Origin of the sequence: Natronosalvus caseinilyticus (genome assembly GCF_017357105.1) — an archaeon.
Classification (GTDB): Archaea; Halobacteriota; Halobacteria; order Halobacteriales; family Natrialbaceae; genus Natronosalvus; species Natronosalvus caseinilyticus.
Map to the genome: position 1 here is coordinate 3,103,077 of NZ_CP071596.1, position 13,618 is coordinate 3,116,694.

Annotated in this window: 17 protein-coding genes and 1 tRNA gene; 8 read left to right on the forward strand and 10 right to left on the reverse strand. The window is 63.0% G+C overall.

Annotated features, from left to right (window positions below):
* Positions 1-172 precede the first annotated feature (172 nt).
* Together J1N60_RS14905 and J1N60_RS14910 are read left to right on the forward strand one after the other, a co-directional pair.
* Entirely contained in the window at positions 173-529 is a 357-nt protein-coding gene (locus J1N60_RS14905; protein WP_253436195.1) for a DUF555 domain-containing protein, read from the forward strand.
* A 67-nt stretch (positions 530-596) separates the two neighbouring features.
* Positions 597-1,136: a CBS domain-containing protein gene (locus J1N60_RS14910; RefSeq protein ID WP_312908631.1), complete on the forward strand. Its 540-nt coding sequence runs from the start codon at positions 597-599 to the stop codon at positions 1,134-1,136.
* Between the two features lie 12 nt (positions 1,137-1,148).
* Here J1N60_RS14910 and J1N60_RS14915 read toward each other — a convergent pair whose 3' ends face one another.
* On the reverse strand, positions 1,149-1,367 hold the full coding sequence (locus tag J1N60_RS14915) for a DUF8066 domain-containing protein (protein ID WP_312908633.1): 219 nt from the start codon (positions 1,365-1,367) through the stop codon (positions 1,149-1,151).
* Positions 1,368-1,569: 202 nt separating this feature from the next.
* Between J1N60_RS14915 and J1N60_RS14920 the strand changes: the two genes are divergently transcribed.
* Positions 1,570-2,226, forward strand: coding sequence for an HAD family hydrolase (locus J1N60_RS14920; protein ID WP_312908634.1), 657 nt, complete (start codon positions 1,570-1,572; stop codon positions 2,224-2,226).
* Between the two features lie 18 nt (positions 2,227-2,244).
* Here J1N60_RS14920 and J1N60_RS14925 read toward each other — a convergent pair whose 3' ends face one another.
* The 6 genes from J1N60_RS14925 to J1N60_RS14950 all read right to left on the reverse strand — a co-directional run bounded on the left by J1N60_RS14925 (position 2,245) and on the right by J1N60_RS14950 (position 7,262).
* Positions 2,245-2,946 carry an HAD family hydrolase gene (locus J1N60_RS14925; RefSeq protein WP_312908636.1) on the reverse strand — a complete coding sequence of 234 codons (702 nt, stop codon included), beginning with the start codon at positions 2,944-2,946 and terminating at the stop codon, positions 2,245-2,247.
* Complete coding sequence (locus tag J1N60_RS14930) at positions 2,943-3,449, reverse strand: double winged helix-containing putative transcriptional regulator (protein ID WP_312908638.1); 507 nt, start codon at positions 3,447-3,449, stop codon at positions 2,943-2,945. The genes J1N60_RS14925 and J1N60_RS14930 overlap by 4 nt, the downstream gene beginning before the upstream one ends.
* Positions 3,450-3,456: 7 nt before the next feature.
* The gene (gene mch, locus J1N60_RS14935) at positions 3,457-4,401 is read right to left on the reverse strand and encodes a methenyltetrahydromethanopterin cyclohydrolase (RefSeq protein ID WP_312908640.1); all 945 of its coding nucleotides are present in this window, start codon (positions 4,399-4,401) and stop codon (positions 3,457-3,459) included.
* A 75-nt stretch (positions 4,402-4,476) separates the two neighbouring features.
* A complete protein-coding gene (locus tag J1N60_RS14940) occupies positions 4,477-4,788 on the reverse strand; it encodes an MTH1187 family thiamine-binding protein (RefSeq protein ID WP_312908642.1) in 312 nt (103 codons plus the stop codon).
* Positions 4,789-4,976: 188 nt separating this feature from the next.
* The gene (locus J1N60_RS14945; RefSeq protein WP_312908644.1) at positions 4,977-5,327 is read right to left on the reverse strand and encodes a HalOD1 output domain-containing protein; all 351 of its coding nucleotides are present in this window, start codon (positions 5,325-5,327) and stop codon (positions 4,977-4,979) included.
* Positions 5,328-7,177: 1,850 nt separating this feature from the next.
* Positions 7,178-7,262, reverse strand: a tRNA-Leu gene (locus tag J1N60_RS14950).
* A 232-nt stretch (positions 7,263-7,494) separates the two neighbouring features.
* Here J1N60_RS14950 and J1N60_RS14955 point away from each other — a divergent pair.
* The gene (locus J1N60_RS14955) at positions 7,495-8,019 is read left to right on the forward strand and encodes a helix-turn-helix domain-containing protein (protein ID WP_312908646.1); all 525 of its coding nucleotides are present in this window, start codon (positions 7,495-7,497) and stop codon (positions 8,017-8,019) included.
* An 85-nt stretch (positions 8,020-8,104) separates the two neighbouring features.
* The gene (locus J1N60_RS14960) at positions 8,105-9,331 is read left to right on the forward strand and encodes an alanyl-tRNA editing protein (RefSeq protein WP_312908648.1); all 1,227 of its coding nucleotides are present in this window, start codon (positions 8,105-8,107) and stop codon (positions 9,329-9,331) included.
* 52 nt (positions 9,332-9,383) lie between these two features.
* Here J1N60_RS14960 and J1N60_RS14965 read toward each other — a convergent pair whose 3' ends face one another.
* A complete protein-coding gene (locus tag J1N60_RS14965; protein ID WP_312908650.1) occupies positions 9,384-10,535 on the reverse strand; it encodes a mandelate racemase/muconate lactonizing enzyme family protein in 1,152 nt (383 codons plus the stop codon).
* Between the two features lie 112 nt (positions 10,536-10,647).
* On the opposite strand from J1N60_RS14965, the gene J1N60_RS14970 reads away from it, so the two are divergent.
* Entirely contained in the window at positions 10,648-11,880 is a 1,233-nt protein-coding gene (locus tag J1N60_RS14970; protein WP_312908652.1) for a mandelate racemase/muconate lactonizing enzyme family protein, read from the forward strand.
* A gap of 347 nt (positions 11,881-12,227) precedes the next feature.
* Here J1N60_RS14970 and J1N60_RS14975 read toward each other — a convergent pair whose 3' ends face one another.
* Entirely contained in the window at positions 12,228-12,407 is a 180-nt protein-coding gene (locus J1N60_RS14975) for a hypothetical protein (RefSeq protein ID WP_312908654.1), read from the reverse strand.
* Between the two features lie 143 nt (positions 12,408-12,550).
* Here J1N60_RS14975 and J1N60_RS14980 point away from each other — a divergent pair, with 143 nt between their 5' ends.
* Complete coding sequence (locus J1N60_RS14980) at positions 12,551-12,727, forward strand: protein translocase SEC61 complex subunit gamma (protein WP_253436227.1); 177 nt, start codon at positions 12,551-12,553, stop codon at positions 12,725-12,727.
* Positions 12,727-13,164, forward strand: coding sequence for a transcription elongation factor Spt5 (locus J1N60_RS14985; protein WP_312908656.1), 438 nt, complete (start codon positions 12,727-12,729; stop codon positions 13,162-13,164). The genes J1N60_RS14980 and J1N60_RS14985 overlap by 1 nt, the downstream gene beginning before the upstream one ends.
* Before the next feature lie 136 nt (positions 13,165-13,300).
* On the opposite strand, the gene J1N60_RS14990 is transcribed toward J1N60_RS14985, so the two are convergent.
* Complete coding sequence (locus J1N60_RS14990) at positions 13,301-13,594, reverse strand: DUF7565 family protein (RefSeq protein WP_312908657.1); 294 nt, start codon at positions 13,592-13,594, stop codon at positions 13,301-13,303.
* Between the last annotated feature and the right edge of the window lie 24 nt (positions 13,595-13,618).

Genomic DNA, 13,618 nt, shown 5'->3' on the forward strand with positions numbered 1-13,618 from the left:
ATGGGTATCCAGAAGCCAATACACCGGGGCAATTTCCAAAACTTATGGCCAACATAGGCCAACCGTGCGCGGTGATCAGCCGTACGAGCACTCGGCTCGAGGATCGGTTTCGGCGACGAACGGAGCGCGGCCAAACCGCAAAGCAGGAAACCCCGGGGCCCGACCAGGGAGTATGGCCAACTATCTCGTCGCGATGGAAGCCGCGTGGCTCGTTCGCGACGTCGAAGCGATCGACGATGCAATCGGCGTCGCCGTCAGCGAAGCCGGAAAGCGACTCAACAGCGAGAACATGGAGTACGTCGAGGTCGAGGTCGGCGCGACGGGCTGTCCTGCCTGTGGCGAACCGTTCGACTCCGCGTTCATCGCGGCCGAAACCGCGCTCGTCGGGCTCGCCCTCGAGATGGACGTCTTCAACGCCGACAGCGAGGAGCACGCCTCTCGGATCGCGAAGAGCGAGATCGGCGGGGCGCTTCGAGACGTCCCGCTGTCGGTCGTCGAAATCTTCGAACTCGACGACGACGAGGACTGACCTCGAGGCGAGTTCTCGAGACCATCCCACCCAAACACATTTCTATAACCCGCGGTTATGTGCCGGTATGGACCTGCCGACGCCGACGGATCTCAGACAGCGCCGGAACGAACTGGAACTCACCCAGAGCGAACTGGCAAATCGGGCCGACGTCTCCCAGCCACTGATCGCCCGCATCGAGGGCGGCGACGTCGACCCGCGACTCTCGACCTTGCGTCGGATCGTCAACGCCCTCGAGGACGCGGAGGGCGACATCATTCGCGCGGACGACCTCATGCACGAGGACGTGGTCAGCGTCGCCCCCGACGATCCGGTTAGCGAGGCCGCCCACCAAATGGAACGGGAGGCGTACTCGCAACTGGCGGTCATCCAGGACGGAATTCCGGTCGGGTCGATCAGCCAGACGGAACTGGTACACCTGGACGAGGACGACCGCAACGAACCCGTCGCCGAACACATGGCTGAGAGCTTTCCGACCGTCTCGAAGGACGCGACCCTCGACGAGATTAGCAACCTCCTCGAGCACTACAAGGCCGTCATGATCACCGAGGCAGGCCAGACCGTGGGCATCATCACCGAGGCGGATCTGGCGGCGCGACTGTCCTGAGGCCGCGGTCCGTCATCGTTCGTCGGCAATTCGTTCGACGGCGACCACCAATCGGTAAAAGAGAGACACCAGTACGACGCCGAGGCCGAGCGAAACGACGACGGCAACGCTCAGGAACCAGAGGAGGATGTGGGCGGTGATCAACGCGTACGCGAGACTCCCACCCAACGCCGTGAGCAAGAGGATTTGATACGGAAGGGGGACGGCTTGCCGTAATTGCGCTGTTGGCATACGACCATTTCATAATACTCAACCTACATAGACTTGTACGAATGCAGTCCGGAGTGGCGTCGACGAGGGAACGCGACGCGGGAACCGAGGGCGAATATTTCAGTGAACGTGATCTCGGCGCCAGGCAAACCGGTCGTCAGCCGCTTCCAGTCCACAGAGCAGAATCGAAACGTCCATTTCGAATCGCCCTCGCTCTTCTGTAATGACAACGACGGTGTATTTCGACCTCGACGGCACGCTCCTCGAGTACACGACGCCGTTCGACGAGCTGCTCGCTGGCGTCCTCTCCGAGGACCCGTCCCCGGAACTGGCCGAGTTCTTCTCCGATCGAGTACTCGAGGGCATTACCGAAATAGAACCGGATCCCTACGAACGGGCGTTCGAAGCCGCCTGTGATCGCTACGGGGTTTCGGGTGATCCGCCGTCGCTCGCCGCCGACTACGTCGCTCTCGAGGCAGCGTCGATGACCATCGACCCGGCGGTTCGACGCCTCCTCGAGAGCGTCGCCGACCGGCATCGGACGGGCATTCTCACCAACGGCGACGGGCCCATGCAGTGGCGCAAGATCGAGGAGCACGGCCTCGACGAGATCGTTGACGAAGTCATCGTTTCGAACGACCTGGGAGCGCGAAAGCCCGACCCCGCCATTTTCGAGGAAGCGAAGGTGCGCTTGCCGGCAGACGCGTACCTCTACGTCGGAGATACGTACGAACACGACATCGTCCCGGCCCGTGAGCAGGGATTCGAGACGGTGTACGTCGGCGACGAGGAGCGACCCGAGGCGTCGGTTACCGCCAGCGGAACGAACGCCCTCGCCTCCCTGCTCCTTCCGCTACTGGAGACCGACGACGATCGGTAATTGCTGGGCCAGACGTCGTTACGACTCGAGCCAGGGCGGCTGCTCGAGATCCGCCAGTGACTCGAGCGTGTAGTCCGGGCGGGGCGTCGGCTCCGCGGGAACGTCTGGCTTAGGGGGCACCCAGACTGACCGAATCCCGGCCGCTCGAGCACCTGCGACGTCGCTCGAGAGGGAGTTCCCGACGTACACTGCGCGCCCGGGATCCGTCTCGAGGGTCTCGAGCACCCGCCCAAACGGCTCCGGGTCGGGCTTCGGCGCCGTGTCGTAGCCCGCGAAGACCGTCGTCTCGAACGCGTCGGTGAGGCCGATGGCGTCGAGTTTCTCGCGTTGCATCTCGGGGTTGCCGTTGGTGACGAGGCCGAGACGATACTCCTCACCAAGCGCCTCGAGGACGTCGGGAACGCCCGAGAGCGGATCGACCGCTCGCTGGTCGCGCTCGGCGGCGAACGCCTCCGCGACGGCGACGCCGACGTCCCGGTCGAAGCCCGATTCGACCGCCAGGTCGCCGAAGCACCGTTCGCGCAGGTCGGCGACGCTCGAGCTATCTTCCAGGTAGTCGCCGTACCGATCGTGGTACGTCGACGGCTCGAAGAGTGTGTCGACGCCGGCACGCTCGAACGCTCGCTCGAGGACCGTCGCCGGCGACCGGCGGTAGCGACAGAGGGTGTCGTCCAGGTCGAACAGCACGGCGTCGACGGGCATCGTCGTGGGCGCGGTCATCCCTCCCCTCGCCCGACGTCTCGAGCGTACCCCTCGGGCGTTCGCTCGACGAGGTCGAACAGGACCGCCCACTCGAGCAGTCTGCGGACGCGCTCGCCCCAGACTTCCTGGAGGCGGGTCCGGTGTTTGTGCTGTTCGTAGGCCGGGATTTCGTCGCGGAACGCCTCGAAGACGGCGTCGGCCGAGAGCGGTCCGTCGGCGGCCTCGAGAACGTCGAGGACCACGGGCACGCCGTAGACGCGCTCGCGGAACGCCTCGCGGAGGTGGTCGGGGTCGGGATCGACCCGTTCGCGGTAGAACCCGGCCTGTCCCTCTCGAGCGAGTTCGAGCGCCCGGAGGAAGGTCAGCCAGGTCCGGGCCTCGTCTCGCGGGCCGATTCCCGTCTCGCGCATGATCCGGGCACAGCAGTCGTCCTCGGTACCGGGAACGAGGGGGACGGCTCGCTGGACGGTCTCGACGTACGCGAGGTCGTCGGGTGCCTCGGGGACGAGTTTGAACTGCATACGGACCTCAGCGGTCGGCGTCGAGGCCGAAGGAGTCGACCAGGACGTCCTCGTCCGTCTCGCCGTAGACGTACGTCGGGCCGCCGAGGACGTCCACGGTCACCTTCGCCGGGCCGAACAGGTCGGCCGACGTCTCCTCGAACGACCAGTCTCGATCCTCGAAGATGTCGGCGAACGGCGTGCCGTACTCCTCGCGCGCGCTCGAGACGACCGCGTCGAAGGCGTCGAAGTCCTCCCGAACCACGAGGTGAGCCGTCCCGCCGTACGCGACGGCGTCGTTCGTCCGGCCGATGGCCGTCTGCTCGTCGCTGGCGACCGGCGGCACCGGCGCACGCCCGGTCGCGGAGACGACGTCGAGCGGATCGTAGCCGAGTTCGACGAGGTTGAACGTCGCGTGCTCTGCCACGCGGGCCGCGTTCGTGACGCTCCCGACGACGCTGGCGGTAGGGTAGGCCAGCAGGAAGACGCCGCTGGTCTCGACGCCCGTGAGGGCGGCCACCTGTTCGGAAGCGGCCTCCGTCGGCTGTTCGTCGGTCTCGACCGCGAGCGCCGTCAGGTCGAAGGCGTCGGTGTAGCCGATGCGGCGGAACTCCGTCTCCTCGGCGACGAGTGCGCGGGCGGGACCGCTCCCCAGCGCCTCGAAGTCCTCGGTCGTGAGTTCCCAGCTCGCTTTCTGTGAACAGAGCAACGCGAGTCCCGGTTGGTCCGTCGAGAGTTCGACGTGCGGGATGGGCGCGCCGCCAATCTCCGTGAGGTCGCGACTCGGCGTCGCGAGTCCAGCCGTCTGGATCTCCGTACACAGCAGTCCCGCTTCGATACCGCCGTCGAACTCGAGGCCGAAGTCGAGCACCGTCGTCTCGTTCTCGAGTTCGTACGCGCCCACGTTGAGCTCCTCGGTGAACTCGAGGGCCTCGTCGACGAGTTCGATGGCCATCCGGTTGAGACTCTCCATGGCTCGGGCTACTCGCTCCGCCTTCAAACCGTTTGTTAGTTGTGGTCAGGGGCGATTACTCGCGACTACTTGCGACTATTCGCCACTTCTCGCCGGCCGCTCGAGGTGGGACTCGACGGCGTCGACCTTCGCCGCCGCCGACTCGTCGCTCGTCCGCTTGTCGTCGATCTTGAGGAAAGTGCTGACGCGGTCGCCGCCGACCGCCTCGTGGGCCGCCTGCGCCGCGGCGAACAGTTCGTCGACGTTTTCGGCCTCAATGGTCGTTCCCATCGGCCCGGTTTCGTACTCGACGTCGTAGTCCTCGAGCGCGTCGACAGCTTTGGCCACTTCAGACGACATGCTGTCCTCGACGACCGGTGCCGTGCTCAGAAATCCGATGACCGTCATGGTTGACTCGAGACCGAGAAGGGAGAAATAGCTGTCCGTTGCGCGGGACTGTAATTGGCGCGACGCGGAGACTGGTGCCTCGATAGCCTCGATAACGGGGCCGACGACGAATCGGGAACGTCGTGTATCCCGGGTCGGTACCGACGCGTACGGGCTCGCTATCGGTATCGAGAGACAGGGGAAGAGGCTCAGCGAAGCGGTGACTGGCCGCTGCCAGCCGGTGGATAGACGAAGATGTCGCCGTTGGCGAAAACGTACACCTCGTGCTCGAGGGCCCTGAAGCACACGTGGCCGTCGAGTCGTCGTTCGCCGTCGTTCTTCCGGCTGAACAGTTGCTCGAGCGCGTCGGGGTCGATGCTGTCGTACAGGGAGAACTCGCCCTGGGAGACGTCGACGTTCGCGATGCTCGAGAGGGCGTGTACGATGGTCGTCGTCAACGTCGCCGTGCCGTCGGGGTCGTAGCGAAAGACGTACCGATCGTTCGCCTGGTCGTAATTCGAGTCGTGCGTGCTGTCTGGGGGAGGGATTTCAGTTTGCATATCGGTACAAAGGGCTAGGCAGTTGCGCAGGTGTCCGTATCGTGTCCGGACACAAAAGTCAATCGGCCCGAGAAACGGTTCGACGGCCTGTATTGCTCTCGAGAGACACCGTCAACACTTCGTGACGGTTTCCTGGGTCAACCTGAAAACTGCGATCGTTCAGATCAGACGCGCCCTCGTCAACACAGTGCATGCTCGAGTGTGGTGCCAAGAGACCATCCTGGTGGGTTCACTCTAACCATCGAATTGGCTGGTACCTACCAGAGGAACCCCGTGTCTGGCCATTCACCAGAGCCAGCAACAATGTCACCTGGAAGTGGTTACTGTGTCACACTTCTCGACTACCTGCTGGCTGGCAGCCCCATCGGTCTCGCCACCGACAACGACAGGGCCACCACTCGCACTATATGTGAACGAATACGAAGCTATCTTGCCGGACGAATGGAAGATGCCGATCTCTCCGTTGCGTTCTGTGCCGTCATCACAAGCACCGTCAGGTGCGCTACCCACAAACGCAAAGGGGCGATATATTGTCTCGAACGGAACGGTCTCGCCCGGGCCAACAACGAGATCTGTCCTCGATGGACTGAGCGGCCGGCTACGACCAGCGCCAACGACACCTGGTCCCAGTTCGAAAGAACCGCGATCAAACGACTCGCTCTGAAGATCGACAGTGGGGTTTGGAACGTTCCCATACATTCCGACAAACCGGACCAGAAGAGGGGCGGTGCCTGTATTGTGAATATCGAAGGAAGCCCTTCCGTCTGATTGCACCTCAATATTTTGTGCGACTCCATGGACTGGTTCCCAAACCCACTGACTAACCCAACCATCGGAGGTTTTAGCTTCCACGTAGAGGTCTTTCGAAATATACGACGCTAGTCTGTCAGGGAACACGACATCAAAACGAACACTATCGGAAGGGTGACTAACAGTTTGATATTGCTCATCAGCGGTTCGGTCGACCAGCACGGCCTTCTCGACCGTAGCCTCGTCTTGGAATCTTACCACTAGCTCTGTTCGCTCGTAACTATAGCTCTGGAAGACGTCTGAACTGTGTTGGTTGCTAACTGTTGACGATAACCTTGTACAGCCACTTGTCAGTGATAACCCACTGACAAAGATAACAGCAAATTGCCTTCTTTTCATAATTCTATTAATGTGTAAGAGTCCATACATCCATCGGCCAAGCTGGAGAAGATATCTAAACCCAAGTGGTGTTCAAATGTGCCGTCTACAATCTTCATCGAAAAGGTAGATATCCGTGGGATCGACCCCCCGTATCTCGCTTTCTCACTGACGGGTAAATCAGTGGACACCGAAATCAGGCTTCGGCTAGCGAGTCTATGAACCACAATACTTGCGTTCACTTCACAGATTGTACGAAGTACGGATACCGGCCACGAGAGACAATACTCGCGCTCGAGAGACAAATGGCCCACCGGCAAATTCCTACGGAACAGCGCCGTCGCTCGACTGAGTGGTTCGTCGGAAAGGATTATGCGTGGGTGATGTCCGCGAAGGGAAATCACCTGCATCGTCTCGTTCGGCGGCGTTGCCGCCTCACGTTTCGCGGTCGTGTATACAACCGCGCATGCAGCGCAAATCGGAGATTTGCTGGCATGCAAATTCTCCAAATTTGCATACGATGCGTGGGACCGGATTTGAACTTCCGTCGTTTCGCTTCGCTCACGACGACGTTCGCAGTCGACGGGCGACTGCTCACCGGCGGACCCCTATGGGACATCGCAGTTGCTCAAGTAAGTGGTTCGTCGGAAAGGATTATGCGTGGGTGATGTCCGCGAAGGGAGATCACCTGCATCGAGTGGTGGGATAATCCACCGTTGCGATGCGTGGGACCGGATTTGAACCGGCGGACCCCTACGGGACAGCGCCCTCAACGCTGCGCCGTTGGCCTAGCTTGGCTACCCACGCTCGCGGCGTCTTTCTGCACTTTCCGATATCCAACGGGCATATAAAAGCCCTTTCTTTTGCCGCCGGCTCTGGGGGGCCGTCACATAGAAACGAGTGTTGTGTCAAGCCTGATGTGATGAGACGAACCGATACCTTGTGTCCGGTTCGTCTCATCGATTGACGCTTGACGGAACACTAGTAATCGACAGGCAGTGAACGGTGCCTTGAAATGTCGGACCGGCCAATGGTAGTCATGGCAAAATACTCGACCGGCTCGTCGTCCGGCGGCGGCGGGACGAACTGCGAGCTCTGTGGCGCCGAAAGCGACTCGCTGCGTCGAGCGACCGTCGCCGGCGCCGACCTCGAGGTCTGCCCGAACTGTGCCCCCCACAGCGACGAACAGAAGCAGCGTAGTCGTCGGTCGGGGGGCTCCGGCTCGAGCGGCTCGCGATCGCAGGACGAACCCAATCGCAAGAAGAAAGCCGCCCAGAACGTCGCCCGTGCGAACCCAATATGGGACGGCGACTCCGAACACTGGGAGAAGGAGGGAACGAACTACAACGACGACCCGCTGCCGTACCTCGTCTCCGGCTACGGTGAACGCGTCGAGGCAGCCCGCCAGGAGGCCGGACTAAAGCGCGAGGAACTCGCCGAGGAACTCGGCTGTCGCGAGTCCGACCTGCTGGCCGTCGAACAGGGGCGAGCGACCCAGGCTGGCGTCGGCGGCGGGCTCATCACGGCCCTCGAGTCGGTTCTCGACGTCGAACTCGCCGAATAGTGCCCGGACTCGTGCTAACACGCTCCCCAGAATGGGAGACGCCGCGGCGAGCAGACTTTTATCGGAGGCCGACGGAGTCCCACCAATGAGCGGTCAACGGGCAGCGGCCGAGCCCTACACAACGCGATTCGAAACCGAGGTGACGGCAGTCGACGGGAAGCGCGTCTGGCTCGAGACGACGTACTTCTACGCCGAGGGCGGCGGCCAGCCAGCCGACCGCGGGCGGATTGGCGACGTTCCCGTCGAGGACGTCCAGATCGTCGACGGCGAGCACGTCCACGTCCTCGCGGATCCAGCGTCGTTCAAGGCCGGGCACCGCGTCATGTGCTCGATCGACTGGTCGTTCCGGATGTACTGTATGCGCGCACACACCGCCAGCCACGTCCTCTACGGCGCAGGGCGCCGCCTCCTCGAGGACCTCGGCTACGGCGGGTTCGACATCGGCGAGGAGAAGATCCGCGTCGACCTCGAGACGACGACCGAGATCGACGACGACGTGCTGATCGAACTCGACGAACTGGTCAACCGGGCAGTCTGGGAGTCTCGACCGGTCTCCTGGGAGGACGTCCAGGTCGCGGACGCGCGCGAACGCGACGAGATTGCGTTCAACGAAGCCACGGAGGAAGGTGCCTTTTCCAGGGGCCAGGTCCGCGTCGTCACGATCGGCTCGAAAGACGACAACGGCCGGACGACCAATGGCTCGAGCAACCCCTGGGACGTCGCGGCCTGCGGCGGAACCCACGTTCGAAACACCCGGGAAATCGGGCCCGTCACAGTCCTCGACCGGTCGAACCCCGGAGAGGGACTCACGCGCGTCGAGTTCGCCGTCGGCCCGCGAGCGATCGAGCGCCGGGCAGCCGAAAAGCGAGCGGCGTTCGCGGCGAAGCGGACGCTGGGGGCGGACGTCACCTCGATATCGGACGCCCTCGAGGAGACCGTCGAGCGCCAGGACGCTCTCGAGGCCGACACGCGTGCCCTCGAGGCCGAACTCGTCGAACGAGCGCTCGAGGCGGTCGATCCCGTCGAACGAGACGGCGAGACGTGGCTCGTGACGAGCGTCGACGGGATCGAACCGGACGCGCTCGCCGACGCCGTTCGCGGCGTCACCGACTCGCGCGCGGACGTTCTCGCTGTGGTCGGCGAAACCGACTACCCGTTCGTCGTGATCCGGAGCGAGGGTGGTGCCGACGCGGGTGCAGTGGTCGAGGATCTGACGGCCGAGTTCGGCGGCGGCGGCGGCGGTTCGTCGTCGTTCGCCCAGGCGGGTGGCTTCGACGTCGCTGCCGAGGACGTCCTCGAGGCGCTCGGCTGAGAGGCCGTGCTCGAGGCTAAAAACGAAACCGGATTTTTGAACGAGTTCGGGACTACGGACGCTTGAGCGCGCCTTCGGCGTCGAAGAGGCTGTGGCTGTCCTTCGGTTCGCCGGGGTACTGGCGAGCTGCCTCGGCGTCGAACTCGACGCCCAGCCCGGGTTCGTCCGGAACCTTGAGCGTCCCGTCCTCGACCTCGAAGTCGTGATCGATGATCTCGTCACCCCACTCGACGTCGCGGCTCATGTGCTCGAGCACCTCGAGGTTCTCGATGCCCGCACAGAGGTGGAGGCCGGCGGCGGTGCTGATGCCGGAGTTGGGGTTGTGAGGCGCGAACGTCATGTAGCGCGCCTTCGCCATCTCCGCAGCGTGCTGTAGCTCGGCGAGGCTGCCGTAGTTCGTCAGGTCCGGCTGGATGATGTCGCACGCACCCTTCCGGATCAGGTCATCCATGGTCTCGTTGTTGTAGATGCGTTCGCCGGTCGCGACGGGCATGGTGACGCGGTCGGCGACCTTGGCCATCGCTTCACGGTCCTCGAGTTCGACCGGCTCCTCGAGGAACATGATGTCGTACTCTTCGAGCGCCTCGGCGACCTGAATCGCCCCTCGGACCGAGAAGCGGCCGTGACAGTCGAGGGCGATGCCGACGTCCCAGCCGACGGCCTCGCGGACGGCCTCGAGCAGGTCGGCAACCTCCTCGATTTGCGCGTTCGAGAGGGAGTACTCGTAGTGAGCGAACGGATCGCACTTCAGGGCGGGGTACTCCTGTTCGAAGACGGCCTTTTCGGCGTGGCGGGCATAGTTTTCGGGCGTGCGCTCGCCGATGTGCCAGCCGTTTGCGTAGACGGGAATCTCGTCGTGAACCTTCCCACCGAGGAGCTTCCAGACCGGCTCGTCGTAGTATTTGCCCGCGATGTCCCAGAGGGCGATGTCGAACGCCGAAGCGACGGCGTTGATGAGCTTGCCTGCCCGCCACGCGAACGGGTACCGGGTAAGCCGTCGGTTGAGTTTCTTGCGGTTCAGCGGGTCTTCGCCGATGAGGTAGTGTTTGTGGGCTTCAGCCGTGGCCTCGAGCGCGGCGGTGAGACCCTCACCGCTCAGGGCCTCGCCGACACCCGTGATGCCCTCGTCGGTCGTGACCTGGACGAAAAACCAGTTGCGCCAGTCCGCGTCAACGACGAACGTTTCGACGTCAGTGATCTCCATGGTCGAATATTTACTCGGGTTCTAATACTATTTTCGATCAGTGGCTCGTCGTGGCCTCGACGACTTCCGGTTCCGGCAGGGGATTCTTACGGGTAACCGATGTATCCCGACTATGGGCATCGATTACTCGCAACTCCACGACCCGAACGCGGAGTATACGATGCGAGAGTTGTCGGCGGAGACGATGGGTGTCGCGGCGAAACGCGGCGGCGGCCGAGACGTCGAGATTACCGACATCCAGACGACGATGGTCGACGGGAACTTCCCGTGGACGCTCGTCCGCGTCTACACCGACGCGGGAATCGTCGGCACCGGCGAGGCCTACTGGGGCGCCGGCGTCAGTGAACTCGTCGAGCGGATGAAACCCTTCCTCAAGGGCGAGAACCCGCTCGACGTCGACCGACTCACCGAGCACATGGTCCAGAAGATGTCTGGCGAAGGGTCGCTCGCGGGCGTCACCGTGACGGCAATTTCGGGCATCGAGGTTGCCCTCCACGACCTCGCCGGGAAGATCCTCGAGGTGCCGGCCTACCAGCTGCTGGGCGGGAAGTACCGCGACGAGATGCGGGTCTACTGCGACTGTCACACCGAGGAGGAAGCCGATCCGATCGCCTGTGCCGACGAGGCCGAACGCGTCGTCGACGAACTCGGCTACGACGCGCTGAAGTTCGACCTGGACGTGCCCTCGGGCCACGAGAAAGACCGGGCGAATCGCCACCTGCGCGACGTCGAAATCGAGCACAAGGCGAGCATCGTCGAGGCCGTCACCGAGGCCGTCGGCCACAGGGCCGACGTCGCCTTCGACTGCCACTGGACGTTCTCCGCCGGCAGCGCGAAGCGACTGGCCAGGCGCCTCGAGGAGTACAGCGTCTGGTGGCTCGAGGACCCCGTCCCGCCGGAGAATCACGACGTCCAGCGGGAGGTCACCCAGTCGACGACGACGCCGATCACGGTTGGCGAGAACGTCTACCGAAAACACGGTCAGCGTCGCCTCCTCGAGGGGCAGGCCGTCGACATCATCGCGCCCGACCTGCCGAAAGTCGGGGGAATGCGCGAGACGCGCAAGATCGCTGACCTGGCGGACATGTACTACGTTCCCGTCGCGATGCACAACGTCGCCTCGCCGGTCGCGACGATGGCCGCGGCGCACGTCGGTGCGGCCATCCCGAACTCCCTGGCCGTCGAGTACCACAGCTACGAACTCGGCTGGTGGGACGACCTCGTCGAAGAGACGGTCATCGAGGACGGCTACATCGAGATCCCCGAGGAGCCGGGACTCGGTGTCACCCTCGATCTGGATGCTGTCGAAGAGCACCTGGTCGACGGCGCTGAGTTGTTTGACTGAGCGTAGCGAAGTCAAACTCGAAAATCTTCGATTTTCTTGTTCGACGAAGCGTGAGCTTCGTCGTGCTCGCTGCGTTCTGCTCAACGGTGTTTGACTGGGCGTATGCGTTATCGTAGTTCACTGGGCGCGCATAGTATCGTTCGGGTGAGTTAGCGGACGAGTTATCGGAACTCGAGTGTATCTCGACTCCTGGACGCTCGACACCCTTACTATAAAAAATGTAGTATTATGTCAGAGCCACCGTCTTTTGAAAGACAGCGGCTCGTGTTGGGAAGTTGGCCCTGTCGAACTCTCCTCCGCTCGAGGCTCGAGCAGGCGATAGGAGTGCTCGACTGTCGCCTCAGCCGTCAGGACTCGTCGTCCGCTTGACGTTCCTCGTCCGCTCGGCGTGGCGCACTCTGCTTGCCGAGGTCGCTCCCCTCGTCGACCTCCTCTGGGTCGCGATCGATTCGCTCGAGTTCGTCCTCGATCTCTGCCTCTCGTTCGGCCACGTACTCGTCGGATCGGTCGGTATCGTCTTCGGCCATACGTGAAGTGCGCAGTCCAGGGTCAGGAAAGCGCGGCCGTCATCTGCAACGTGGGGGTGGGGGCGCTCCAGTGGGTACAGCCCAGCGATTGACCCCCGGAAGAGAAAGACAGATAAAAGGCCCCGCATTGTGAACACACAGATATGGACGTTCCCTACGATCTCACCTCGTACGTGCGGGTACTGAAGATGGCGACGACCCCCACACGGGAGGAATTCGTGCAAGTGTCGAAGATCGCCGGGGCGGGAATCCTGCTCGTCGGCCTGCTCGGATTCCTCATCGGCGTGGTCATGCTGTTCCTCACTGGTGGGGGCTTCTGATGCCGATCTACGCAGTCAAAACGACGGCCAGCCAGGAACAGACCGTCGCGGACATGATCATCAACCGCGAGGAGCCAGAGGTACACGCCGCGCTCGCCCCCGACTCGTTGACCTCCTACGTGATGGTCGAGTCCGACGGCCACGCCGTTCTCGAGCGGATCCTGGAGGACATCCCTCACGCTCGAACGGTCATCCCGGGCGAGTCCGACATCTCGGAAGTCGAGCACTTCCTCTCGCCCAAGCCGGACGTCGAGGGCATCGCCGAAGGCGACATCGTCGAACTCATCGCCGGGCCGTTCAAGGGCGAGAAGGCGCAGGTTCAGCGCATCGACGAGGGCAAGGACCAGGTGACCGTCGAATTGTACGAGGCGACGGTGCCGATTCCGGTGACGGTTCGCGGGGACCAGATTCGCGTCCTCGACTCCGACGAGCGATAGCGTTCGGCGTTTTTCTGGGACAGTCGAGTTTCGCCCCTCCGACTCGAGGCTCTCCTGCCGAGCTCAACGATTCGTGAGCAGGTACCGTCTGACCGAATCGGTGGCGTTCGAGACTTCGGAGGCCGTTCGAAGGAACCTAGCTCTCGAGGTGGTCGGCCAGTCGTTGTTGATCGACGACCTCGTCGATTTCCTCAAGGAGGTCCTCGCGCTGGCGTACGTCCTCCGCTCCGGCGCCGTACGCCCGGACGTACTCCGCGCGGCTGTGTTCGGAGAAGACGTGGCGGATCGCCAGGTAGCCGTCGGGGACGATGGTTCCACAAACGCCACACTCGAGGCGTTCGTGAGCGGTTACCTGGTGGGCGATAGCCGACTCGACGTCCTCGAACACCGAGCCGCAGTCGTCGATCCCACATTCCCAGGCCGTGTCCATTCAATCGTGATACTCGGGCGGGTC